Origin of the sequence: Pseudarthrobacter sp. O4, assembly GCF_050157025.1 — a bacterium.
GTDB lineage: Bacteria > Actinomycetota > Actinomycetes > Actinomycetales > Micrococcaceae > Arthrobacter.
Genome location: NZ_CP189591.1, coordinates 389,793 through 410,767, shown reverse-complemented (window position 1 = coordinate 410,767; position 20,975 = coordinate 389,793). Strand labels below are relative to the sequence as shown.

General features: G+C 67.8%; 23 protein-coding genes. 13 read left to right on the top strand and 10 right to left on the bottom strand.

The features are described 5' to 3' along the window. Positions 1-75 precede the first annotated feature (75 nt). The 6 genes from ACQCSU_RS01930 to ACQCSU_RS01905 all read left to right on the top strand — a co-directional run bounded on the left by ACQCSU_RS01930 (position 76) and on the right by ACQCSU_RS01905 (position 5,300). Positions 76-939: a helix-turn-helix transcriptional regulator gene (locus ACQCSU_RS01930; RefSeq protein WP_426979910.1), complete on the top strand. Its 864-nt coding sequence runs from the start codon at positions 76-78 to the stop codon at positions 937-939. Further along, positions 939-2,402: a Fe-S cluster assembly protein SufB gene (gene sufB, locus ACQCSU_RS01925; protein ID WP_426977943.1), complete on the top strand. Its 1,464-nt coding sequence runs from the start codon at positions 939-941 to the stop codon at positions 2,400-2,402. The genes ACQCSU_RS01930 and sufB overlap by 1 nt, the downstream gene beginning before the upstream one ends. After that, the gene (gene sufD, locus ACQCSU_RS01920) at positions 2,402-3,688 is read left to right on the top strand and encodes a Fe-S cluster assembly protein SufD (RefSeq protein WP_426977942.1); all 1,287 of its coding nucleotides are present in this window, start codon (positions 2,402-2,404) and stop codon (positions 3,686-3,688) included. The genes sufB and sufD overlap by 1 nt, the downstream gene beginning before the upstream one ends. Before the next feature lie 19 nt (positions 3,689-3,707). Beyond that, positions 3,708-4,067, top strand: a complete 360-nt coding sequence (locus ACQCSU_RS01915) for a non-heme iron oxygenase ferredoxin subunit (RefSeq protein ID WP_426977941.1) — start codon at positions 3,708-3,710, stop codon at positions 4,065-4,067. An 89-nt stretch (positions 4,068-4,156) separates the two neighbouring features. After that, positions 4,157-4,954, top strand: a complete 798-nt coding sequence (sufC, locus tag ACQCSU_RS01910; protein WP_426977940.1) for a Fe-S cluster assembly ATPase SufC — start codon at positions 4,157-4,159, stop codon at positions 4,952-4,954. Positions 4,955-4,967: 13 nt separating this feature from the next. Then, positions 4,968-5,300 carry a metal-sulfur cluster assembly factor gene (locus tag ACQCSU_RS01905; protein ID WP_056434018.1) on the top strand — a complete coding sequence of 111 codons (333 nt, stop codon included), beginning with the start codon at positions 4,968-4,970 and terminating at the stop codon, positions 5,298-5,300. 94 nt (positions 5,301-5,394) lie between these two features. On the opposite strand, the gene ypfJ is transcribed toward ACQCSU_RS01905, so the two are convergent. Next, positions 5,395-6,282, bottom strand: coding sequence for a KPN_02809 family neutral zinc metallopeptidase (gene ypfJ / locus ACQCSU_RS01900; RefSeq protein WP_426977939.1), 888 nt, complete (start codon positions 6,280-6,282; stop codon positions 5,395-5,397). A 58-nt stretch (positions 6,283-6,340) separates the two neighbouring features. Between ypfJ and ACQCSU_RS01895 the strand changes: the two genes are divergently transcribed. Together ACQCSU_RS01895 and ACQCSU_RS01890 are read left to right on the top strand one after the other, a co-directional pair. Then, entirely contained in the window at positions 6,341-7,756 is a 1,416-nt protein-coding gene (locus ACQCSU_RS01895; protein ID WP_426977938.1) for a class I adenylate-forming enzyme family protein, read from the top strand. Further along, on the top strand, positions 7,728-8,984 hold the full coding sequence (locus ACQCSU_RS01890; protein ID WP_426977937.1) for a thiolase family protein: 1,257 nt from the start codon (positions 7,728-7,730) through the stop codon (positions 8,982-8,984). Before ACQCSU_RS01895 ends, ACQCSU_RS01890 begins: the two co-directional genes overlap by 29 nt. A 359-nt stretch (positions 8,985-9,343) precedes the next feature. Here ACQCSU_RS01890 and ACQCSU_RS01885 read toward each other — a convergent pair whose 3' ends face one another. The 3 genes from ACQCSU_RS01885 to ACQCSU_RS01875 are packed head-to-tail and all read right to left on the bottom strand — an operon-like array spanning position 9,344 to position 11,366. Further along, complete coding sequence (locus tag ACQCSU_RS01885; protein WP_354241308.1) at positions 9,344-9,976, bottom strand: energy-coupling factor transporter transmembrane component T family protein; 633 nt, start codon at positions 9,974-9,976, stop codon at positions 9,344-9,346. Continuing rightward, positions 9,973-10,701 (bottom strand): energy-coupling factor ABC transporter ATP-binding protein, encoded by a 729-nt coding sequence (locus ACQCSU_RS01880; protein ID WP_426977935.1) that lies wholly within the window; start codon positions 10,699-10,701, stop codon positions 9,973-9,975. The genes ACQCSU_RS01885 and ACQCSU_RS01880 overlap by 4 nt, the downstream gene beginning before the upstream one ends. Then, complete coding sequence (locus tag ACQCSU_RS01875) at positions 10,698-11,366, bottom strand: biotin transporter BioY (RefSeq protein WP_354241312.1); 669 nt, start codon at positions 11,364-11,366, stop codon at positions 10,698-10,700. The genes ACQCSU_RS01880 and ACQCSU_RS01875 overlap by 4 nt, the downstream gene beginning before the upstream one ends. A 275-nt stretch (positions 11,367-11,641) precedes the next feature. On the opposite strand from ACQCSU_RS01875, the gene ACQCSU_RS01870 reads away from it, so the two are divergent. Further along, a complete protein-coding gene (locus tag ACQCSU_RS01870) occupies positions 11,642-13,240 on the top strand; it encodes an ABC-F family ATP-binding cassette domain-containing protein (protein WP_354241314.1) in 1,599 nt (532 codons plus the stop codon). Between the two features lie 88 nt (positions 13,241-13,328). On the opposite strand, the gene ACQCSU_RS01865 is transcribed toward ACQCSU_RS01870, so the two are convergent. From ACQCSU_RS01865 to ACQCSU_RS01850, 4 genes are read right to left on the bottom strand one after another with little or no spacing between them, the layout of a single operon-like run. Further along, positions 13,329-13,796 (bottom strand): YbaK/EbsC family protein, encoded by a 468-nt coding sequence (locus tag ACQCSU_RS01865; protein ID WP_426977934.1) that lies wholly within the window; start codon positions 13,794-13,796, stop codon positions 13,329-13,331. A gap of 11 nt (positions 13,797-13,807) precedes the next feature. Further along, complete coding sequence (locus ACQCSU_RS01860; RefSeq protein ID WP_426977933.1) at positions 13,808-14,692, bottom strand: SURF1 family protein; 885 nt, start codon at positions 14,690-14,692, stop codon at positions 13,808-13,810. Then, entirely contained in the window at positions 14,693-14,944 is a 252-nt protein-coding gene (locus tag ACQCSU_RS01855) for a hypothetical protein (protein ID WP_426977931.1), read from the bottom strand. After that, positions 14,941-15,396: a DUF3099 domain-containing protein gene (locus ACQCSU_RS01850; RefSeq protein ID WP_426977929.1), complete on the bottom strand. Its 456-nt coding sequence runs from the start codon at positions 15,394-15,396 to the stop codon at positions 14,941-14,943. The genes ACQCSU_RS01855 and ACQCSU_RS01850 overlap by 4 nt, the downstream gene beginning before the upstream one ends. Positions 15,397-15,546: 150 nt before the next feature. On the opposite strand from ACQCSU_RS01850, the gene fabG reads away from it, so the two are divergent. The 3 genes from fabG to ACQCSU_RS01835 all read left to right on the top strand — a co-directional run bounded on the left by fabG (position 15,547) and on the right by ACQCSU_RS01835 (position 17,736). Then, entirely contained in the window at positions 15,547-16,272 is a 726-nt protein-coding gene (gene fabG / locus ACQCSU_RS01845) for a 3-oxoacyl-ACP reductase FabG (protein ID WP_426977927.1), read from the top strand. A 119-nt stretch (positions 16,273-16,391) separates the two neighbouring features. Next, complete coding sequence (locus tag ACQCSU_RS01840) at positions 16,392-16,811, top strand: Hsp20/alpha crystallin family protein (protein WP_426977925.1); 420 nt, start codon at positions 16,392-16,394, stop codon at positions 16,809-16,811. Between the two features lie 157 nt (positions 16,812-16,968). Then, complete coding sequence (locus tag ACQCSU_RS01835; protein ID WP_426977924.1) at positions 16,969-17,736, top strand: SDR family oxidoreductase; 768 nt, start codon at positions 16,969-16,971, stop codon at positions 17,734-17,736. 140 nt (positions 17,737-17,876) lie between these two features. On the opposite strand, the gene ACQCSU_RS01830 is transcribed toward ACQCSU_RS01835, so the two are convergent. Next, on the bottom strand, positions 17,877-18,539 hold the full coding sequence (locus tag ACQCSU_RS01830) for an FMN-binding negative transcriptional regulator (RefSeq protein WP_354241329.1): 663 nt from the start codon (positions 18,537-18,539) through the stop codon (positions 17,877-17,879). Positions 18,540-18,583: 44 nt separating this feature from the next. Next, a complete protein-coding gene (locus tag ACQCSU_RS01825) occupies positions 18,584-19,528 on the bottom strand; it encodes a DMT family transporter (protein WP_426977922.1) in 945 nt (314 codons plus the stop codon). On the opposite strand from ACQCSU_RS01825, the gene ACQCSU_RS01820 reads away from it, so the two are divergent. Further along, positions 19,527-20,939 carry a PLP-dependent aminotransferase family protein gene (locus ACQCSU_RS01820; protein ID WP_426977920.1) on the top strand — a complete coding sequence of 471 codons (1,413 nt, stop codon included), beginning with the start codon at positions 19,527-19,529 and terminating at the stop codon, positions 20,937-20,939. The two genes, ACQCSU_RS01825 and ACQCSU_RS01820, sit on opposite strands and share 2 nt — an antisense overlap. Positions 20,940-20,975: the final 36 nt, after the last annotated feature.

Genomic DNA, 20,975 nt, shown 5'->3' with positions numbered 1-20,975 from the left:
GGACGCGGACCGGAGGGAAGCCCTGCCTTACTGGATCGCGGGACTAAATTACGACATGATTGTGTTGTGTATTCCATGAGCCCCTCTTCTTCTGCTGCCCTTGCCGGGCATGGTGCGTCACACGCGCCCCAGGCGCCACACGCGCCTCATGCGGCTGTGGCACCTCATCCGCCCGTGGCGGTGGCGCAGGCGGCCGACGCCGATGAGCGGACCCGGGACCGCGTGCTGAACGCGGTACTGGAACACGGACCCATCAGCGCCGCCGAACTCGGCGACCTGCTCGGCTTCACTCCCGCCGCGGTGCGCCGCCACCTGGACCACCTCGCACGCCACGGCGTGATCGAGGTCAAGCGGGTTGCCCGTGCCGGCGCCGGAGCGGGACGCCCCGCACGCCGCTATGTCCTCAGTTCCCAGGGCCAGTCCACGCTCGGCAACGACTACCTCGACATCGCCACCCTGGCGCTGCAGCGCCTCGGCGAGATGGCCGGCCCCGAAGCCGTGCGGCAGTTCGCCGTCGAACGCTTCGGCGAAATGGAAAGCCGCTACGCACCCGAGATCGACGCCGCCGGACCGGACATCACAGCCCGCGCGCAGGCGCTGTCCGAGGCCCTGAGCCGCGACGGCTTCGTCGCGTCCGCGGCCTCCCTTGAAGCCAAGGCGCCCCTGCCGGCGGCGCTCTCCAGCGTCCAGCTGTGCCAGGGGCACTGCCCCATCCAGCAGCTGGCCGCGCAGTTCCCCGTGTTCTGCGATGTGGAGACCGAAGTGTTCTCCCGGCTGGTCGGCGTCGACGTCCGCCGGCTCTCCACGCTGGCGCGCGGCGGCCACGTCTGCACCACCCACATACCCACAGGCCGTCCGGCGGCCAGGGGGCTTTACAGCCCCGCGACCACCCCGGGCAACCTGGACGAAGTATCCAACCATCTGCAAGAAAGGCCGTGATGACGGACCAACTATCAGAGAAGAAGGTTGCTGAATCCACTGTGATTTCGGAGATTCTGGAAAAGAATCCCGAGCTCCACGGAATCGGCACCTATGAGTACGGCTGGTCCGACAAGAACGATGTCGGGGCCAATGCCCGCCGCGGTATCAATGAAGACGTCGTCCGCGACATTTCGGCCAAGAAGAACGAGCCGGAATGGATGCTCGACCTTCGGCTCAAGGGCCTGAAGTACTTCGACCGCAAGCCCATGCCCACGTGGGGTGCAGACCTCTCCGGCATCGACTTCGACAACATCAAGTACTTCGTGCGGTCCACCGAGAAGCAGGCCGCAACCTGGGAAGACCTCCCCGAGGACATCCGGAACACCTACGAGAAGCTGGGCATCCCGGAAGCGGAGCGCAGCCGCCTCGTCTCCGGCGTCGCAGCCCAGTACGAGTCCGAGGTTGTTTACCACCAGATCCGCGAGGACCTGGAACAACAGGGTGTCATCTTCCTGGACACCGACACCGCGCTGCGCGAACACCCGGAGATCTTCCAGGAGTACTTCGGCACCATCATCCCGGTGGGCGACAACAAGTTCGCGTCGCTGAACACTGCCGTGTGGTCCGGCGGTTCCTTCGTGTACGTGCCCAAGGGCGTCCACGTGGACATCCCCTTGCAGGCCTACTTCCGCATCAACACGGAAAACATGGGCCAGTTCGAACGCACGCTGATCATCGCGGACGAGGACTCCTACGTCCACTACATCGAAGGCTGCACCGCACCGATCTACACCTCGGACTCGCTGCACTCCGCCGTCGTGGAAATCATCGTGAAGAAGGGCGCCCGCGTCCGCTACACGACCATCCAGAACTGGTCCACCAACGTGTACAACCTGGTCACCAAGCGCGCCATCTGCGAAGAGAACGCCACCATGGAGTGGATCGATGGCAACATCGGCTCCAAGGTCACCATGAAGTACCCGGCCGTCTACCTCGTGGGCGAAGGCGCCAAGGGCGAGACCCTGTCCATCGCGTTCGCGGGTGAAGGCCAGCACCAGGACACCGGCTCCAAGATGGTCCACATCGCGCCGAACACCAAGAGTTCGATCGTGTCCAAGTCGGTGGCCCGCGGCGGCGGCCGTGCTGCGTACCGCGGCCTGGTCCAGGTCCGCGAAGGCGCCAAGCACTCGGCCAACACGGTCCGCTGCGACGCGCTCCTGGTGGACACCATCAGCCGGTCGGACACCTACCCGTACATCGACATCCGCGAGGACGACGTGACCATGGGGCACGAGGCCACGGTCTCGCGTGTCAGCGAAGAGCAGCTGTTCTACCTGATGTCCCGCGGCATGCGCGAAGACGAGGCCATGGCGATGATCGTCCGCGGCTTCATCGAGCCGATTGCCCGCGAGCTCCCGATGGAATACGCCCTTGAGCTGAACCGACTGATTGAACTGCAGATGGAAGGATCGGTCGGTTAATGACTGACATCACTACTGAAAAGGCCCGCGTCGGCGCGCCCTCATCCCAGCCGTTCATCAACGGTTTCACCGAGGAAGGCGAAAGCCTTTCACCCGTGAACGCCGCGGAGTCGAAGTCACCGCTGGCGGGCGACGCCGTCAAGCGCCATTCGCACGGTGGCGGCGTCGGCATCCCGGACAGCTCACGTGCCGGCCGCCTGACCTCCTACAAGCTGGCGGACTTCAAGCCGCTGACCGGCATGGAGGAAGACTGGCGGTTCACCCCGCTCAAGCGCCTCCGCGGCCTGCACACCGACGTCCTCAACGGTGCCGCACCGTCCGTGAGCGTCACCGCTCCGGACAGCGTCACGGTGGAGACCGTCGGCCGTGACGACCGCCGGATCGGCTCCGCCGCCATCCCCGAGGACCGCGTCTCCGCGAACGCCTGGGAGAACTTCTCCGAGGCCACCGTCATCACCGTTCCGGCCGAGGTCCAGGTTGACGGCGAGGTCACCGTCCTGCTGACCGGCCAGGGCACCGAGGCTTCCGCGCAGCACGTCGTGATCGTCGCGGAAGAGCTCTCCAGGTCCGTCGTGGTCCTGGACCACCAGGGCACCGCCGTCGTGTCGGAAAACGTCGAGATCGTGGTTGGGGACGGCGCGCAGCTGACTGTCATCTCGCTCCAGGAATGGAACGACGACGCCGTGCACGCCTCCTCGCAGCAGGTGAAGCTCGGCCGCGACGCCAGGTTCAAGCACATCGTCGTCAGCCTCGGCGGCGACCTGGTGCGGGTCACGCCTTCGGCCCGCTTCACCGCCCCGGGCGCCGAAGTGGAACTGTTCGGCCTGTATTTCGCCGACGCCGGCCAACACCTCGAGCAGCGCCTGTTCGTGGACCACGCCGTCGCCAACTGCAAGTCCAACGTCCTGTACAAGGGCGCCCTGCAGGGCCGCAATGCGCACACCGTGTGGGTGGGTGACGTTCTGATCCGCAAGGAAGCAGAAGGCACCGACACCTACGAGGCCAACCGCAACCTGGTCCTGACCGACGGCGCCCGCGCGGATTCCGTGCCGAACCTTGAGATCGAGACCGGCTTGATCGCCGGCGCCGGCCACGCCAGCGCCACCGGACGTTTCGACGACCAGCACCTGTTCTACCTGATGGCCCGCGGCATTCCAGAAGACGTGGCCCGCCGCCTGGTGGTCCGCGGCTTCCTGAACGAGATCATCCAGCAGATCAAGGTTCCGGCCATCGAAGAGCGCCTCACGGCCGCTGTCGAGCGCGAACTCGCGGCAACGAACCACTAGACAGCACAGGAAACCATCAATGACTGAACAGCCAAGGGGCGAGCTGGTCTGCAACGCCAGCGAGATCCAACTCAAGCAGGCGCTGCGGATCCTGATCGACGACTACCCCGTAGCGATCGTGAAGGACTCGATGGGGGAGATCCACGCCATCGGCGACACCTGCTCGCACGCGGACATCTCCCTCTCCGAAGGAGAGGTTGAAGGCTGCAAGATCGAGTGCTGGGGCCACGGTTCCCAGTTCGACCTGCGCAGCGGCGAGCCGCTCCAGCTGCCGGCCTATGATCCCGTTCCCGTCTTTGCCGTCACCGTCCTGGATGACGAGGTCTATGTGGACTTCACCAACGTCCTGAACGGTGCCGAGGCTCCGACCTTCAGCTAGCTGCCTGCAGCCGGCAACCCGCACCAGAATACTTATCGACCAGAAACCGCACAGTGCCGGAGCGCACGGTGCAGAGGAGAACAAGGCACATGTCTACTCTTGAGATCAAGGACCTGCACGTCAGCATTGACACCGAGCAGGGCACAAAGGAAATCCTGAAGGGCGTCAGCCTGACCATCAGGACCGGCGAGACCCACGCCATCATGGGCCCCAACGGCTCCGGCAAGTCCACGCTGGCGTCCACGATCGCCGGCCACCCGCGCTACAACGTCACCTCCGGCTCGATCACCCTCGACGGCGAAGACGTCCTCGCGATGACCGTTGACGCCCGCGCCCGCGCCGGCCTGTTCCTGGCCATGCAGTACCCGGTCGAGGTTCCCGGCGTGAGCATGACGAACTTCCTGCGCACCGCCAAGACGGCCATCGACGGCGAAGCACCCAAGCTGCGCACGTGGACGAAGGACGTCAAGGCTGCCATGGCGCAGCTGCGCATCGACGCGGACTTCACCCAGCGCAATGTCAACGAAGGCTTCTCCGGCGGCGAAAAGAAGCGCGTCGAGATCCTTCAGCTGGAGCTCTTCAAGCCGAAGTTCGCCATCCTCGACGAGACCGACTCCGGCCTCGACGTCGACGCGCTGAAGGTTGTCTCCGAGGGCGTCAACCGCGCTCACGCCGAAGGCAACATGGGCACCCTGCTCATCACGCACTACACCCGGATCCTGCGCTACATCAAGCCGGAATTCGTGCACGTGTTCGTCGATGGCCAGGTTGTGGAAGAGGGCGGCCCGGAGCTCGCCGACCGCCTCGAAGAAGAAGGCTACGACCGCTACGCCACCGGCGCAGGGGCGGCCACCATCGCTGCCGCCTCGGCTGCAGCTCAGGCGTAGTTAGGACTCCGCAATGACCGAACTCAATGTGGCCCGCACGGGCCTCGAGGATGTCGAAGAGGCACTCAAGGATGTGATCGACCCGGAACTCGGGGTCAACATCGTTGATCTGGGCCTGCTCTACGGTCTGAAGTACTCAGACGACGACGGCGCCCTGCTGATCGACATGACGCTCACCACGGCCGCCTGCCCGCTCACCGATGTGATCGAGGAGCAGGTCGGCAAGGCCCTGGACGGGGTCGTCGACGAATGGCGCCTCAACTGGGTCTGGATGCCGCCGTGGGGTCCGGAACGGATCACCGAGGACGGCCGCGACCAGATGCGGGCCCTCGGCTTCAACATCTAAATCCACACCGCCTCCCCGCGCTCCCCGCGCGAAACGAACGGCGGGCCCACCTCCCAGAGGTGGGCCCGCCGTCGTCGTTAGCCGGTTGTGTGCGCTACGGTGTGGCGACGCCGAAGGTGTCGCACCGGTTTATGTCGCCCGTGCTGTAGCCCTGGTAGAACCACTTCTGCCGTTGCGCGCTGGAGCCGTGGGTCCAGGCCTCCGGCGAGACCCGGCCGGTGGCGGCTTTCTGGATCCGGTCATCGCCGACGGCCGACGCGGCGGAGAGGGCGTCCTTGAGGTCCTGTTCCTTCAGCGGTTCCAGGTACGGCTGCCCGGATTTGGGATCCGGCTGCGTGGTGGCGTAGCGGGCCCACAGCCCGGCATAGCAGTCGGCCTGCAGTTCGACGCGGACGGCACCGGATTCCGGACCCTGGGGATCCTGCTGGGCGCGGTCCAGGTTGCCGAGCAGATTCTGGACGTGGTGGCCGAACTCGTGGGCCACCACATACTCCTGTGCCAGCGGCCCGCCGGAGGACCCGAAGCGGTCCACGAGCTCCTGGAAGAAGCCCGGGTCGAAGTAGGCAGTGGTGTCGGCGGGGCAGTAGAACGGGCCCACCTCCGAGGTGGCGGCGCCGCAGCCGGTGCCGGTTCCGCCCGTGAAGATGACTGTCTTCGGCTGGGGGTACTGCTCGTTGTACTGGGCCAGGTAGGCAGGCCAGAAGGCGTTCAGGCTGTTGACCGTGCCAAGGATGCGGCAATCGAGGCGGGCATCGGCGTCGGCGCCGCTGGCGCAGGCCAGCTCGGTGCCCTGGCCCTGCGCGCCGGAGTCCTGGGTGGTTCCGGTCAGGCCTTCCAGCAGCGCCGGGTTGATGCCGAACAGGGCCGCGATCAGCAGGACGATGCCGCCGCCGATCCCGCCCCCGACCTTGGCGCCGCGGCCCATGCCCCGCCGGTCCTGCACCTGCGAGGGGTCCAGCTCGACGTTGTCATTGAAACTCATGCTGTCACAATATCGTTTACCGGTGGCGGGGGCGCCTGCGCTCGGTAAAGTTGATCCGATGCCTTTCCTCGACAGACTCCAGCGCTGGGCCGGCGAGCGCCCCGACAGCACCGCCGTCGTGGTCGCCGGTCAGGGTCTCAGCTGGGAGCAGCTGCGGGATGCCGCCGCGGCGCTGGTGCCCGCGGCGCCCGCCGTCACTGTCGTGTCCGAAGCGAACTCGCTGCACTTCGCCGTGTCCTTTGCCGCGTCGGTGGCGGGGGAGCGGCAATGCGCCGTGCTGGACCCGACCTGGCCGCAGCAGCTGCAGGACAGCATCACCGAACGGATAGCGGAAACGGTCCGGCGTGCGGCTCCGGTCACCGGGCACGGGCGCACTGACGAGCTCATCGACGGCCCGCCCGACGCGCCGTTCCTGATCGGTTTGACCTCCGGCACCACGTCTGTCCCCAAGGCCTTCACCCGCACCCGTCGGTCCTGGCAGGTGTCCTTCGACGCCTCGATCGAGTTCTTCGGCCTGACCCCGGAGGACAGGACCCTTGCGCCCGGGCCGCTCGCCGCGAGCCTGAACCTCTACGCCCTGGCCGAATGCCTGTACGCGGGGTCGGAGTTCCACACCCTGCCGAAGTTTGACGTGGGCGACGTCCACGCCGCGGTCAGCCACGACGGCATTACCCGGCTGGTCCTTATCCCCACCATGCTGCGGCTGCTCAGCGAGCGGGGCCTTGCGGGCGGCGTGGACGCCTCCGGGATCCGCAGCATCATCTGTGCCGGCTCCAAACTGGACGCCCGCACTCTGGACGCGGCACGCCGCTGGGCGCCCAATGCCACCATTTTTGAGTACTACGGCGCCTCGGAACTGAGCTTCGTCGCCGGTGCCGGCCTGCAGCCCGGGCAGCGGCCCCGGCTGGGCGGGACCGGGATCGGGAAGCCGTTCCCCGGCGTCGAGATCCGGATCCTGGACGGTGCCGGCGCGGCGGTTCCGGAAGGAAGCGACGGCAACATCTGCGTCCGCAGCGGCATGGTCAGCGAGGGCTACCTCTGGGGAGACGACGGCCAGGCGCTGCAGTGCTTCGACGGCTGGTACACCGTGGGGGACCAGGGCTACCTGTCCGGCGGGACGCTGCACCTGCTGGGCCGCCGCTCGGACATGATCATCACCGCCGGCACCAACGTGTACCCGCACGAGGTGGAGCTGGCCCTCGCCTCCGTGCCCGGTGTCGCCTCGGCGGTGGCCGCCGGCCTCGCCGATGATCTCCGCGGACAGCGTGTGGTGGCCGCGGTGGTGCCGTCCCACGGCGGCGTGACAGCGATGCAGTTAAGGGCCGGGGTGGAAGACGTGCTGGCCCGAGACAAGCGTCCGTTGGAGTACTTCGCGCTGACCGAGCTCCCGCTGACGGACCGGGGCAAGCTCAGCCGGCAGCTCCTGCTCGACTGGATCACCGGACATGACCCCAGGGCCCGCCGCCTTGGCTGAGCCGCCGGTCAGGTCCGTCGTGCCGGCCGTGCCGGCCGTGCCGCCGCTCCCCGCGGACCGGCAGCCCGTCATCATTGCCGCCCGCCGGACGCCGATCTGCCGCGCCAATGGCGCCCTGAAGACACTGCGCGCCCATGAGCTGCTGGCCCCCGTGCTGCGCAGCCTGCTCACCGACGCCGGCGTGGCCGCGGAGTCGGTGACGGATGTTGTGATCGGCAATGCCGTGGGCGGCGGCGGGAACGTGGCCAGGCTCGCGGCCCTCGAAGCCGGCCTGCCGGTCAGCGTCCCCGGCCTCACGGTGGACCGGCAGTGCGGGTCCGGACTCGACGCGATCGCCCTCGCCTCCCGTCTCGTGGCCGCCGGCGGTGGCGGCGTGTACCTGGCCGGCGGGGTGGAAAGCATCAGCACGGCACCGCTCCGCGCCAACCGGAACAGCGACGGCGGCCCGGAATTCTTCTCGCGGGCGCAGTTTGCGCCGAGCGGCTACGGCGATCCGGACATGGGGGTGGCTGCCGAAAACGTGGCTGCCCGGTTCGGGATCAGCCGGGCACGGCAGGACTCCGCGGCGCTGCGCAGCCACCGGCGCGCCCTGGCCGCCGCCGCTGCCGGCGCGTTCGACGCCGAAATCGTCCCGCTCCCGGGAGGCCCGGACCCCGGCGGCCCCCTGGCAGTCGCCGCCGACGACGGCCCCCGCCGCGGGTTGACCGCAGCGGTGGTGGCCCGGTTCCCGCCGGCGTTCGTGGCGGGCGGTACCGTCACCGCCGGGAACTCCTGCTTTGATGCGGACGGTGCGGCCGCCGTCGTGATCACATCGCTGGAGCGTGCCCGCGAACTCGGTGCCCGCGACGGGCTGCTGGTGCTGGGCACGGACACGGCGGGCGTGGACCCGCAGCTGCTGGGGATCGGCGCGGCCGCAGCGGGGAGACGGCTGCTCGCGGCCCACGGCCTGAGGGCGGGCGCGATTGGGCTGATTGAATTCAATGAGGCGTTCGCGGCGCAGGCCATTGCCTGCCTCGAGCAGCTCGGGATCGACCCGGAACGTGCAAACCTCGACGGCGGTGCCCTGGCCTTGGGCCACGCCTACGGGGCCTCCGGCGCGGTGCTCGTCACGCGGCTGCTCGGCCAGGCGCGCCGCACCCCGCTGGAGGGGCAGCTGGCGCTGGCACTGATCAGCATCGCCGGGGGCATGGGCACGGCGGCGCTGCTGGAATACCGCAGCTTGTCCTAGTCTGAGGGGACATGCCCATTCTTGGGCTTGAGGAATGGGCATTGCGGGCATATGTGCTGTGGCTGCGGGCAGGGGAGGGCATGTCCCGCGGTCACGGCCGCGGGGAGGGCGTTCCGCGTGCACCAGCCGGGGGACATGCCCATTTTTGGGCTCGGGCATCGGGCAGAGTGGGCATATGTGCTGTGGCTGCGGGCAGGGGAGGGCATGTCCCGCGGTTAGGGCTGCGGGGAGGGCCTTCCGCGTGCACCAGCCGGGGGACATGCCCATTTTTTGGCTCGGGCAGCGAGCAGAGTGGGCATATGTCCGGTGGCTGCGGGCAGGGGAGGGCATGTCCCGCGGGTGGGCGCCTGGGAGGGCTGTCAGCCGTCCAGGTCCTCGGCTTCGCCCAGACCCCGTGCCGCGAGTGCTTCACCGGTCTGCCGCGCGAAGGCCACGGTGGTGATGAATACCGGGAGCACGAGGGCCCTGGGGTTGCGTTCCAGGCCGCGGGCACGGGCGGAATCCCTGACGTCGGAGTATGCGCCCGCGATGAACGGGATGCTGCGCAACATGATGGCGATCGTCAGGGCGAACCGTTCCGGATCCGCCCCGATGCGCCGGAACGGCGTGGCCAGAGACGCCACCCCGTCGAGCAACCCCTGGACCGGCGTCGTCGCCGTGAGGATCGACGCCGCCACGACGCAGACCAGGACGTTCAGCACGATCCGTGCCGCCGTGGGACCGCCCAGCTGCCACCACTGGAAGAGCCCGATCGCCGCGAGGACCGGCAGTACCGGCCGGACAGCGCGCCACAGGCGGTCCGCCCCCGCCCCACTGAGCAGGAACACCCCGCACATCAGCGCCAGCACTCCGGCCGCAACCGCCCAGTCCACGATCAGGAAGGACGCCATGCCGCAGCCGAGGACCAGCAGGAATTTCAGCCACAGCGGCGAGCGGTGGACCACGGAGCGGCCGGGCACGTAGTTCGCCAGCAGGAATCCGTGCCCGCTCACGGCTGCTCCACTGCCGGCGACTCCAGGCCAGCCGCGCTCAGCGCCCGGTATTGGTCGACGGCGGCCGCCGGCCCGCCGTCGAACACGACCCGGCCGGCATGCACCACGAGGACCCGGTCCATGTCGCGGGCGAGCTCAAGGTCGTGGGTGGACAGGATGACCTGCTGGCCAAGCCCGGCCAGGGTCCGGCGGAGCAGTTCCCGGTTGCGCAGGTCCAGCAGGGTGGAGGGTTCGTCCAGGACGAGGACTTCCGGGTCCACCGCGAGGACCGCGGCGAGGGCCAGCAGCTGGCGTTCCCCGCCGGAGAGTTCGTAGATGCTCTGGTCCGCCAGCTGCAGCAGCCCGAAGCGGCCCAGGGTCGCTTCGGCCTGCCTGCGCCGCTCCGCGGCGTTCCGGACCGAGCGCCGGAGCGACAGTTCGACGTCCTCGCGGCCGGTGGGCATCACCAGCTGGGACAACGGGTCCGTGAAGACAAACCCCACGCGGCGTCGGACTTCCCGCACCGCGCGGACGGTATCCGCACCGCCCACCAGCACGGAACCGCTGCTCGGTGCCACGAGTCCGTTCAGGAGCCGCAGCAGGGTGGACTTGCCGGAGCCGTTGGCGCCGATGATGCCGATCCGCTGCTCCGAGAGGTCGAGTGACACCCCTTCGAGCAGGGTCTTGGGTGCGGCGCGGCCGTCAACCTGGACCCGTACCGCCACCCGGTCCAGGACAATGCTCACGGGCGGACTTCCGCCTTCGCGGCGCCGGCGGTCCGGACGCGGCGGATGAGCAGGTCAGGGAAGGCCTTGTGCAGGGACAGCGCGATGGTCACGGCCAGTGCGTTCTTGATCACATCTCCGGGGTAAAAGACCAGGTCGGCCAGGAACGCCTTGGGGAAGTCCAGCTTCGCGTTGACCATCATGCCAAGGATGCCGAGGCCATGGACAAAGATGATGCTGCCCACCATCGCGGCGGCGAAAAGGAGGACCGCACGAAGCCTGCCGGGACGTCCCGCGGTGCGGCGCAGCACGACGACGGTCAGCCAGCCCACCGCCGCGGCCGCAAACACGAAGCCGACGATGTAGCCCGCCGAGGGACCGGCCAGGACACCGAGTCCGCTGCGCCCGCCGCTGAAGATCGGCAGCCCGGCGAGGCCCAGGAGAACGTACAGCCCGACGGCGGCGAAGGCCCGCCCGGGGCCGAGGGCCAGCCCCGTGAGCATGACGGCAAGGGTCTGCAGCGTGATGGGGACGCCGAGTCCGCCCACGGGAATGGCGGCGATCAGCGCGGAACCGGCCACGAGGGCGGCGAAGACGGCGATCAGGCCGAGGTCGGTGGCGTTCCAGCGGTGGCGTCGCACGGGCACCGGGGTGACGGCGGTGGCGGTGCGGTGTGTCTCGGGCATCGGATTTCCTCGCATCAAAAAGGGGGCGGTTCTTACTTCCGACCCTACGGCGGCGGCGCGGTCCCTATTTTGTAGGTGCTCCACTAACCGGCGGCCCGGATGCTGGAGGGCGCCGCCAAAGGCCGGGTCCGGCCGGGATCCGGGGCTCTTGTCTTCGGGCGGAGGCGGGGCCGGTAGACTGGTGGAGGCCGTTCTCTCGGCCGCACTGCCCCGGCCCCCTCCAGATTCCATCCGTTGTGCCGCGGCGTTCCCTGTTGTGAAAGGCCTTAGCTGCATTGATTACCGTCCAGGATCTCGAACTGCGCGCCGGCGCGCGCCTCCTTATGGACCAGGTGAGCTTCCGGATCGACAAGGGAGACAAGATCGGCCTCGTCGGCCGTAACGGTGCAGGCAAGACCACACTGACCCGGGTGCTCGCGGGCGAAGGCCTGCCGGCCGGCGGCAAGGTTACCCGCAGCGGCGAGATCGGCTACCTGCCGCAGGATCCCCGCACCCCGGACATGGAGCAGCTGGCCCGCGACCGGATCCTCTCCGCCCGCGGCCTGGACATCGCCGTCGGCAAGCTCCGGCAGACCCATGAGGACATGGCCAGCGAGGACGCCGAGGTCCAGCGCAAGGCGATGAACCGCTATGACCGGCTGGAATCCGAATTCCTCGCCGCCGGCGGTTACGCGGCCGAGGCCGAGGCCGCCGCGATCTGCTCCAACCTGGCGCTCCCGGACCGGCTGCTGAACCAGCCGCTCAAGACCCTGTCCGGTGGCCAGCGCCGCCGTGTGGAACTCGCCCGGATCCTGTACTCGGGCGCCGAAACGATGCTCCTCGATGAGCCCACCAACCACCTCGACGCCGACTCCATCTCCTGGCTCCGCGAGTTCCTGAAGAACCACCAGGGCGGGCTGATCGTGATCAGCCACGACACCGAGCTGCTCGAAGCCACCGTCAACAAGGTGTTCCTGCTGGATCCCAACCGCGCCCAGATCGACTTCTACAACATGGACTGGAAGCGCTACCTCCAGCAGCGCGAAACGGACGAGCGCGCCCGCAAGCGTGAGCGCGCCAACGCGGAGAAGAAGGCCCAGGTCCTCATCGACCAGGCCAATAAGATGCGCGCCAAGGCCACCAAGGCCGTCGCCGCGCAGAACATGGCCAAGCGCGCCGAACGTCTGCTGGGCGGCCTCGAAGCCGTGCGCGCGACCGACCGCGTGGCAGCCCTGCGCTTCCCGGATCCGTCACCGTGCGGCAAGACGCCGCTCACCGCGGACGGCCTCAGCAAGTCTTACGGCTCTCTGGAGATCTTCACCGACGTGGACCTCGCCATCGACCGCGGCTCCAAGGTGGTCATCCTGGGCCTCAACGGCGCCGGCAAGACCACCCTCCTGCGGATGCTCGCCGGCGTCGACAAGCCGGACACCGGCGAAGTCGTTGCGGGCCACGGCCTGAAAGTGGGCTACTACGCCCAGGAGCACGAGACGCTCGACGTGGACCGTACCGTCCTGCAGAACATGCGCTCCTCCGCCCCGGACATGAACGACGCGGAAGTACGAAACATCCTGGGCTCGTTCCTGTTCTCCGGCGACGACGTCGACAAGCCCGCCGGTGTGCTGTCCGGCGGCGAGAAGACCCGTCTCGCGCTGGCCACCATCGTGGCCTCGAGCGCGAACGTGCTGCTCCTTGACGAGCCCACCAACAACCTCGACCCGGCCAGCCGCGCCGAGATCCTCGGGGCCCTGAGCAACTACACCGGCGCCGTCGTGCTGGTCAGCCACGATGAAGGTGCCGTCGAAGCCCTGAACCCGGAGCGCGTCGTGCTGCTGCCCGACGGCATCGAGGACCACTGGAACGAGGACTACCTGGACCTCATCACCCTCGCGTAGCGTCGGCACCCCAACTAACTCGCAGTTGTTGTCGTTTTGACCAGTCGTTTTGACCGGTCAAAACGACAACTATTGCGGGTCAGTTGGGCTAACGGACGGGCACGATCTCGGCGTCGGTGATGCGCTGGAGCTCGGCATAGCCGATGGAGAACATCGAGTTGTGATCGCCGGCGCCGGCCCAGAGGACTTCGTGGATTTCCAGGGAGCGGTCCAGCAGGGTGCGGATCTTCTCGGGGTGGCCCAGCGGGGCTACTCCGCCTACTTCCTGGCCCGTGTGTTCCAACACGAACTCTGGGGTGGCGCGGCGGATTTTGCCCGTGCCCAGTTGCGCGGCGACCTTCCGGAGGTCGACCTTGGCGGCGCCGCTGGCAAGGATCAGCAGGGGAGTGCCCCCGACGTCGAAGACGAGGCTGTTGGTGATCGCCGCGACGTCGCAGCCCAGGACGGCTGCCGCCGCTGCCGCCGTCGGGACTTTAGAATCGAAGACCGTCACCGTGTCCTCGGCTCCTGCCGCGGTCAGGGCATGCTTCACGTTCGCCACCGGTTTCGGATCCATGCGGGGCTCCCTCAGTAACCCTGGGCGTCCAGGATGGCGTCTTCCTCTTCCTCCGCCGTCGCATTCTTCCGCTTCCGGGGGGCAGGACGACGCCGCGCCACCGGACCGCTGGAGTGCAGGAACCCGCCGCCCGTGTCTGTGCCCTGGGCTTCCGCGTCCTCGGCGTCGATGGCCGCGTTCCGGGCCTGCTGACGGGCCGCGTAGCCGAAGCCGATGAACATCAGCACCCCGAAGGCAAACCACTGCAGTGAGTACGACAGGTGCGTGCCTTCCTCGGTCGTGGGCTTGGGGAAGGCGATGGGCATGTCCGCAACGGATGGTGTCTCCGAGGCCAGTTGTCCATAGGCGCCGGTGAGCAGCGGGTAACCCAACTGCGCGGAGTAGGCGGCCAGGTCGATGGACGCCAGCTGCCCATCCGGCGCACCGCGCTGGAGCTCGGGCTCGGCGTGCTTGAGGCGGGCGACGACGCTCACGTTGCCCGACGGCGGTGCGGGCACCGAGTCGGGCCGGCCCGGATTGTTGTTGCCGATGGGCAGCCAGCCACGGTCAATTACCACGGTCTCGCCGGTCCCCAGCCTGAAGGGGACCACGACTTCGTAGCCGGGCTGGCCGTTGAGCGGCCGGTTGCGGACGATGCGCTGACCGGCGGCGTCGTAGCTGCCCTTCAGCTCCACCTGGGTCCACTCCCGGTGAGCGTCCAGGCTGCTGAACTGGTCCTTGACATCGGCAAACGGAATGGGCGTTGCGGAGTAGTTGGAGGTCACGCCGTTGATTTCGGCCAGCGTCTCGGCGCGGCGGTCCATCTGCCAGCGGCCCAGGAAGACACAGGCGGTGGCGAAGATGGCAGCCAGCAAAAGGTATCCCAGCCACTTGCTGGAAAAGAGAAAGCGATACATTCAGCCGGCCCCGCCTGCCGGCTCAAGGGCCACGGTTTCTTTCCACAGACCCCGGGTCTGGAGGTAGTCCTCAAGCCAGGGCCGGTGCTCGCCGCAGGCGAGCCAGATCTTGCGCCGTTCCGGAGTATGGATCTTCGGGTTATTCCACAGCAGCTGCCACTCGGCACCGGCCCGGCATGCCTTCCGTGAGCACACCGCTTCGGCGGGGCCCGCCGTCGGGCCGCCGTTCCCGGCAAGGTCAAACAGGTTCATGAAGCAGCCCGTCCGTGGTCGCCTTCATCTTCAGCAAGTCCATCCTCGTCTTCGATCAGTTCGCCCTGCAACAACGTCACCGAGGGGTCTTCAGACGCAGCAGCTGCCCGCCCGGCGCTTCCCGGCGCATCCAGTTCACCCAGCGGAACGTAGTCCAGCAGTGAGTCACTGTGGATCTCCGCCTTGTCGCCGCCGTTGGCGATGATAACGGCGACCCACGGCAGGAACACCGCACCGATCGCGGGAATAAACTTGAACCAGCCGTCCACCACGAATATCAGGATCAGGCACACCATGCGGATTCCCATGGCCACGGCATACTTGATCATCCGCTGGCGCATCTCTTCCGAGTGTGCGGTGGCGGCGTCCGTGATGCTGTGGACCTCGGTGTCACCCGGTAACTCACCCGGGTCCCCAGGCAACGGTCCACCGGGTCGGTTTTTGAGGGTCAAGGCTGTCAGATCACGCTCCCAAGGCTTACTTCAATTCTCTCACCATCGGAGGAGCCGCCCAAACGCGCGCCGCCCGGGCGCTAAGATCGGAGGCAGGAAAATCCACCCCTACGCGGCGCCGTCACGCCGCAGAATTCCGGAGCCCCCACCATGCCTGAAGCAGCAACCACCGGCCGCAGCGTCCTGATCACCGGCGGCAACCGCGGGATCGGCCTCGCCATCGCCGAATCCTTCCTGGCCAACGGGGATAAGGTGGCTGTCACCTACCGCACCGAGTCAAAGCTCCCCGAGGGCATCCTCGGCGTCACGGCAGACGTCACGGACGAAGCTTCCGTGGACGCCGCCTTCGCCGAAGTTGAGGCCGCGCACGGACCCGTCGAGGTGCTCGTGGCCAACGCCGGCATCACCAAGGACACCCTGCTGATGCGCATGAGCGAGGACGACTTCACCTCGGTGATCGACACGAACCTCACCGGCGCCTTCCGTGTCATCAAGCGGGCCTCCAGGGGCATGATCCGGGCGCGCAAGGGCCGCGTCGTCCTCATCTCCTCCGTCTCCGGCCTCTACGGCGCCCCGGGCCAGATCAACTACTCGGCCTCCAAGGCCGGCCTCGTCGGGATCGCCCGTTCGCTGACCCGTGAACTCGGCGGCCGCGGCATCACAGCGAACGTCGTCGCGCCCGGCTTCATCAATACGGACATGACGGCGGAACTGCCCGAGGCGACCCAGAAGGACTACCTGTCAAAGGTCCCCGCCGGCCGCTTCGCCGAAGCGTCCGAGGTGGCCGACGTCGTCCGCTGGATCGCGAGCGACGAAGCCGCCTACATTTCCGGCGCGGTCATCCCGGTAGACGGCGGCCTCGGCATGGGCCACTGAGGCAGCCGGAGCCGCCACGATAGGACTTTTTGCCCTTAACAGCGCCCCTTCCCGGGTGTCTAATGGGGCTACAGCCCCTCACTATGCCAAGGCAGGGGCATGGAATCAGGAGAAATATCATGGCTGATATCAGCAAATGGGCGCCGTCGGACGTGCTGGAGCCGATCAAGCGGTTCCTCGACGGTGACCTCCCGATGACGTCGTCCATCAAGGTGGAGCAGTTCCAGGACGGCGACACCCTGGTGGTCCGGGCGGAGGTGCCCGGGATCGATCCCGACCAGGACGTCGACGTCTCCGTGAGCGAGGGCATGCTCCATATCAGGGCTGAGCGCGTGGAGAGGTCCGAGCACAAGAGCAAGATGGGGTACCGTTCGGAGTTCCGCTACGGCTCCTTCCAGCGCAGCATCGCGCTGCCACCCGGCGCGAAGGATGAAGACATCACCGCCACCTACAAGGACGGCGTCCTTGAAGTCCGGGCGCCCGTGCCGGCGGCACCACCGGAGTCGACCACGAAGAAGATCAGGATCGACCACAGCTGACGGGACCGCCCGGCAGCCCGGGCACGGCCCGATCCGACCCGGAACTAGCCCGCTGTGGCTTCTTTGTGGATCCTGAACAACGGAAAAGCCCTGCAACGCTGGCATGATGGACTGCAGACTCACCGTTTTTGGACGTTTGGAACAAAGGAGCTCGTATATGGGACTGCTGGACAATAAGACCGCAATTGTGACCGGCTCATCGCGGGGAATCGGCGCCGAAGTCGCCAAGTACCTGGCGGCCGAGGGTGCCGCCGTCGTTGTGAACTACCGCCAGAAGGCACCGCGCGCCAATAAGGTGGTCGCAGAGATCGAGGCCGCCGGCGGCCGCGCAGCCGCCGTCGGTGCGGACCTCACCACCCAGGCAGGTGTTCAGGCTTTGGCCAGCGCGGCCATGGAAAACTTCGGCTCACTCGACGTGCTGGTGCTGAATGCCTCCGGCGGCATGGAGTCGGGCATGGAGGAGGGATATGCCCTCAAGCTCAACCGCGATGCCCAAGTGAACATGCTGAACGCCGCCGTGCCCCTGATGCCCGAGGGCTCCCGCGTCGTCTTTGTGACGAGCCACCAGGCCCACTTCATCGACACCGTGCCCACCATGCCGGATTACGAGCCGGTGGCCCGCAGCAAGCGCGCCGGCGAGGATGCCCTCCGTGAACTCGTCCCGAGCCTCGCCGAGAAGGGCATCTCGCTCGTCGTCGTGTCCGGCGACATGATCGAGGGCACCGTCACGGCCACCCTGCTGGACCGCTCCAACCCGGGCGCCATCGAGGCCCGCCGCGCCGAGGCCGGAAAGCTGTACTCGGTCTCCGAGTTCGCCGCCGAGGTGGCCAAGATGGTGACGGCCGACGTCGAAACAGGCCACACCGAGTACGTCGGCGGCGCCGATTACTTCGACAAAGCAACAACGGACAAGAGCAACAGCTAAACGTCCGGCACGGGCAAAGAACCAGCAGGGGTCGGGGCAGCCCCATCTCCCGGCAGCGCCCCGGCCCGAGCTGAGGGGATGGGGCTGCCCCTCTCCTTAGGCATCATCATCGGCGGCCCGGCCGAGCGACCGGCCAGGTTTCATAGGGAGGGCCCCGCGTCCAACGGGCGGCCAGCGCCCCGGTTTCGTCTTGCTCGTTCAACGTCGGCGGCGCTCTCCGCCAGCCCCCGGGCAGTAAGTCCGGCCACAACGCCGTCGATGTCGGTGCCGGTCCGGTTTTGGCTGAGTTTGGTCTTCGCTTCGATCCTTGTGATCAGCAGTTCGACGCCCACGATGGCGCGCAGCTGGCCGGAAATGTAGCCCTCGGGGGCGTCGTCCACGGTCCACGGGCGGTCTGAGTTGGCTTCGTTGAGGTCCGTCAGCCGTCGAACGTGATTTCCGAGCCAGGCCGGGTCGTCGTGGATGACCAGTTGGCCGTACACATGGGCTGTGGAGTAGTTCCAGGTTGGCACGACGCGTCCGTGTTCGGCTTTCGAGGCGTACCAGGAGGGCGAAATGTAGGCGTCCGCGCCCTGGATGATGACGAGTGATTCTCCGATCGCGGGTTCCGACCACTGGGCGTTGTTCCGGGCGAGGTGCCCGTGCAGGGCGCCATGTTCACCGACCGAGGAATCGTAGACGAACGGCAGCAGGGTGGCGAGCAGGCCCTGCAAGGTCATGGTGACAAGGTTGGCGGCGGCCGGCCGGGTGAGGAGGTCATGGATCGCGTCGGGGCCGGCTGCGAAGTGCGCTGGGGTGTACATGCGGTTCTTCCTTTGTTTGGTCGAGGAACTTCGTGGTCCGGGGGTCATGAGCGATTCCGCGGCGTGGGCGGCGGGTTGAGCCGGACGCGGACGGCGATGCCGGCGCAGAGGATGACGGCGAGGCCGCCGAAGATGGTGGTCCAGGTCAGTGTCTCGCCCAGCAGGAGTCCGGCCCAGCAGATGGTCAGTACGGGCTGGACGAGTTGGATCTGGCTCACTTGGGCCATCGGGCCGATGGCCAGGCCGCGGTACCAGGCGAAGAAGCCGAGGAACATGCTGACGATGCCGAGGTAGGCGAGGGCAGCCCACTGGACCGGCGTGCCCGACGGCGGCTGCTGGGCCGCGGAGAGCGCCGCCAGGAAGACCATGAGCGGGGATGCGAGGACAAGGGCCCAGGACACCGTCTGCCACGCGCCGAGTTCGCGTGCGAGCAGGCCGCCTTCCGCGTAGCCGATGGCAGCGGCCACTACTGCGCCGAGGAGCAGCAGATCCGCCCAGTGCAGCTGCCCGAGGCCCCCGGACTGCGCAAAGGCGAAAGCTATCGCCGCCAGCGCACCAATGGCTGTCGCGACCCAGAAGGCTGTCCGTGGACGCTCGCGGGCGCGGAGGACTGCGGCCGTTGCCGTCGCGGCCGGAAGCAGCGCGATGACGACGGCGCCGTGGGTGGCGGGCGCTGTCGTGAGGGCGAAGGAGGTGAGCAGCGGGAAGCCGACGACGATCCCGCCGGCGACCACCGCGAGCCGCGTCCACTGTGCGCCGCGAGGAAAACGCTGCCGGGTGAGGGAGAGGGCGAAGGCGGCCAGGACTGCGGCTATCACGGCGCGGGCGGACCCGATGAACAGCGGCGAGAGCCCCGCGACGGCCAGCCTCGTGAACGGGACAGTGAACGAGAACGCCGCTACTCCGAGGAGGCCCCACCGCAGACCGTTAGGCTGTCTGTGCAGTATCACTGGGCGAATAAGTGTAGTAGCGCTACTATTGTCTCTCATGAACAACGATAGCAGTTCCCGAATTGCCGCGCGACTCAGGGAATGGATCGCCGGAGCGGCACCGGGATCCCGGCTGCCGTCCACGCGGTCGCTGGTTGCCGAATACCACGCCAGCCCCGTGACGGTGCAGAAGGCCCTGGAGACCCTCACCACACAGGGCCTGATCGAGAGCCGGCCAGGGGTCGGGACCTTCGTGCGCGCCGTCCGGACCGCCCGACCGTCGGACTACGGCTGGCAGACGGCGGCGCTTCGTTCGCCCCAGGCGCCTCTTCGCTCGGCCTCCACCGCGATGCGCAGCGCGTCGAACGATGTCATCGCATTCCATTCCGGCTATCCGGACCGGGAACTCCTGCCGGAACGCCTGGTGCGTGCAGCACTCACCAGGGCAGCCCGGGGCGACGCCGCCTTGGCTCGCCCACCGGCCGCGGGGCTTCCCGAACTGCAGTCCTGGTTCGCCCACGAACTCGGCACCTCGACCCCGGCAGGGGTCACCCCGCCGACGCCGAGCGACGTCATCGTGCTGCCGGGAAGCCAGAGCGGACTCAGCTCCATTTTCAGGGCCCTGGTGGGCCATGGGCAGACCCTGCTGATGGAATCCCCGACCTACTGGGGCGCCATCCTCGCTGCAGCGCAGGCCGGCGTCCGTGTCGTCCCTCTGCCCAGCGGACCGGACGGTCCCGGCCCGGAAGAGTTGGCCCGGGCTTTCGCGGAGACCGGCGCACGGATGTTCTACGCGCAGCCGAACTACGCGAACCCCACCGGAGCGCAATGGCCGGCCCGGCGCGGCGAACAAGTCCTGGACGTCGTGCGAGAGCACGGCGCGTTCCTCGTTGAGGACGACTGGGCACACGACTTCGGCATTACCTCAACCCCCGTCCCCGTGGCCGCCAGGGATGATTCCGGCCACGTCGTCTACCTTCGCTCACTGACGAAAAGCGTATCCCCGGCCGTCCGGGTCGCCGCGGTCATCGCCCGCGGTCCGGCGCGTGAACGCATCCTTGCCGACCGCGGAGCCGAGTCGATGTATGTCAGCGGCCTTCTCCAGGCCGCAGCACTCGATGTCGTCACCCAGCCTGCCTGGCAGACGCATCTGCGAAGCCTCCGGCACCAGCTCCAATCGCGCCGCGACCTCCTGGTGACCAGCCTGCGGGAGCACGCCCCGCAGGCTCACATCAGCCACATCCCCAAGGGAGGGCTGAACCTCTGGGCCCGGCTGCCCGACGGGACCGACCTCGAACAGCTCACCCGCGACTGCGAGAGTGCCGGGGTCATCATCGCCGCCGGCACCGAATGGTTCCCGGCCGAACCGGCCGGCCCGTTCATCCGGCTCAACTACGCCGGACCCAACCCCGGCGCCTTCCCGGAAGGCGCGCGCATCATCGGCCGGTCAATCGAAAGCAACAGGCCCTAGAAATCAGGCAGAGACGCAGAAAGACCCTCGCCCGGA

Excerpts from the sequence above, each read along its gene's own strand:
- ACQCSU_RS01930 (WP_426979910.1), top strand. The coding sequence starts at position 76 with ATGAGCCCCTCTTCTTCTGCTGCCCTTGCCGGGCATGGTGCGTCACAC.
- sufB (WP_426977943.1), top strand. The coding sequence starts at position 939 with ATGACGGACCAACTATCAGAGAAGAAGGTTGCTGAATCCACTGTGATT.
- sufD (WP_426977942.1), top strand. The coding sequence starts at position 2,402 with ATGACTGACATCACTACTGAAAAGGCCCGCGTCGGCGCGCCCTCATCC.
- ACQCSU_RS01915 (WP_426977941.1), top strand. The coding sequence starts at position 3,708 with ATGACTGAACAGCCAAGGGGCGAGCTGGTCTGCAACGCCAGCGAGATC.
- sufC (WP_426977940.1), top strand. The coding sequence starts at position 4,157 with ATGTCTACTCTTGAGATCAAGGACCTGCACGTCAGCATTGACACCGAG.
- ACQCSU_RS01905 (WP_056434018.1), top strand. The coding sequence starts at position 4,968 with ATGACCGAACTCAATGTGGCCCGCACGGGCCTCGAGGATGTCGAAGAG.
- ypfJ (WP_426977939.1), bottom strand. The coding sequence starts at position 6,282 with ATGAGTTTCAATGACAACGTCGAGCTGGACCCCTCGCAGGTGCAGGAC.
- ACQCSU_RS01895 (WP_426977938.1), top strand. The coding sequence starts at position 6,341 with ATGCCTTTCCTCGACAGACTCCAGCGCTGGGCCGGCGAGCGCCCCGAC.
- ACQCSU_RS01890 (WP_426977937.1), top strand. The coding sequence starts at position 7,728 with ATGACCCCAGGGCCCGCCGCCTTGGCTGAGCCGCCGGTCAGGTCCGTC.
- ACQCSU_RS01875 (WP_354241312.1), bottom strand. The coding sequence starts at position 11,366 with ATGCCCGAGACACACCGCACCGCCACCGCCGTCACCCCGGTGCCCGTG.
- ACQCSU_RS01865 (WP_426977934.1), bottom strand. The coding sequence starts at position 13,796 with ATGGATCCGAAACCGGTGGCGAACGTGAAGCATGCCCTGACCGCGGCA.
- ACQCSU_RS01860 (WP_426977933.1), bottom strand. The coding sequence starts at position 14,692 with ATGTATCGCTTTCTCTTTTCCAGCAAGTGGCTGGGATACCTTTTGCTG.
- ACQCSU_RS01855 (WP_426977931.1), bottom strand. The coding sequence starts at position 14,944 with ATGAACCTGTTTGACCTTGCCGGGAACGGCGGCCCGACGGCGGGCCCC.
- fabG (WP_426977927.1), top strand. The coding sequence starts at position 15,547 with ATGCCTGAAGCAGCAACCACCGGCCGCAGCGTCCTGATCACCGGCGGC.
- ACQCSU_RS01840 (WP_426977925.1), top strand. The coding sequence starts at position 16,392 with ATGGCTGATATCAGCAAATGGGCGCCGTCGGACGTGCTGGAGCCGATC.
- ACQCSU_RS01835 (WP_426977924.1), top strand. The coding sequence starts at position 16,969 with ATGGGACTGCTGGACAATAAGACCGCAATTGTGACCGGCTCATCGCGG.
- ACQCSU_RS01830 (WP_354241329.1), bottom strand. The coding sequence starts at position 18,539 with ATGTACACCCCAGCGCACTTCGCAGCCGGCCCCGACGCGATCCATGAC.
- ACQCSU_RS01820 (WP_426977920.1), top strand. The coding sequence starts at position 19,527 with ATGAACAACGATAGCAGTTCCCGAATTGCCGCGCGACTCAGGGAATGG.
- ACQCSU_RS01825 (WP_426977922.1), bottom strand. The coding sequence starts at position 19,528 with ATGAGAGACAATAGTAGCGCTACTACACTTATTCGCCCAGTGATACTG.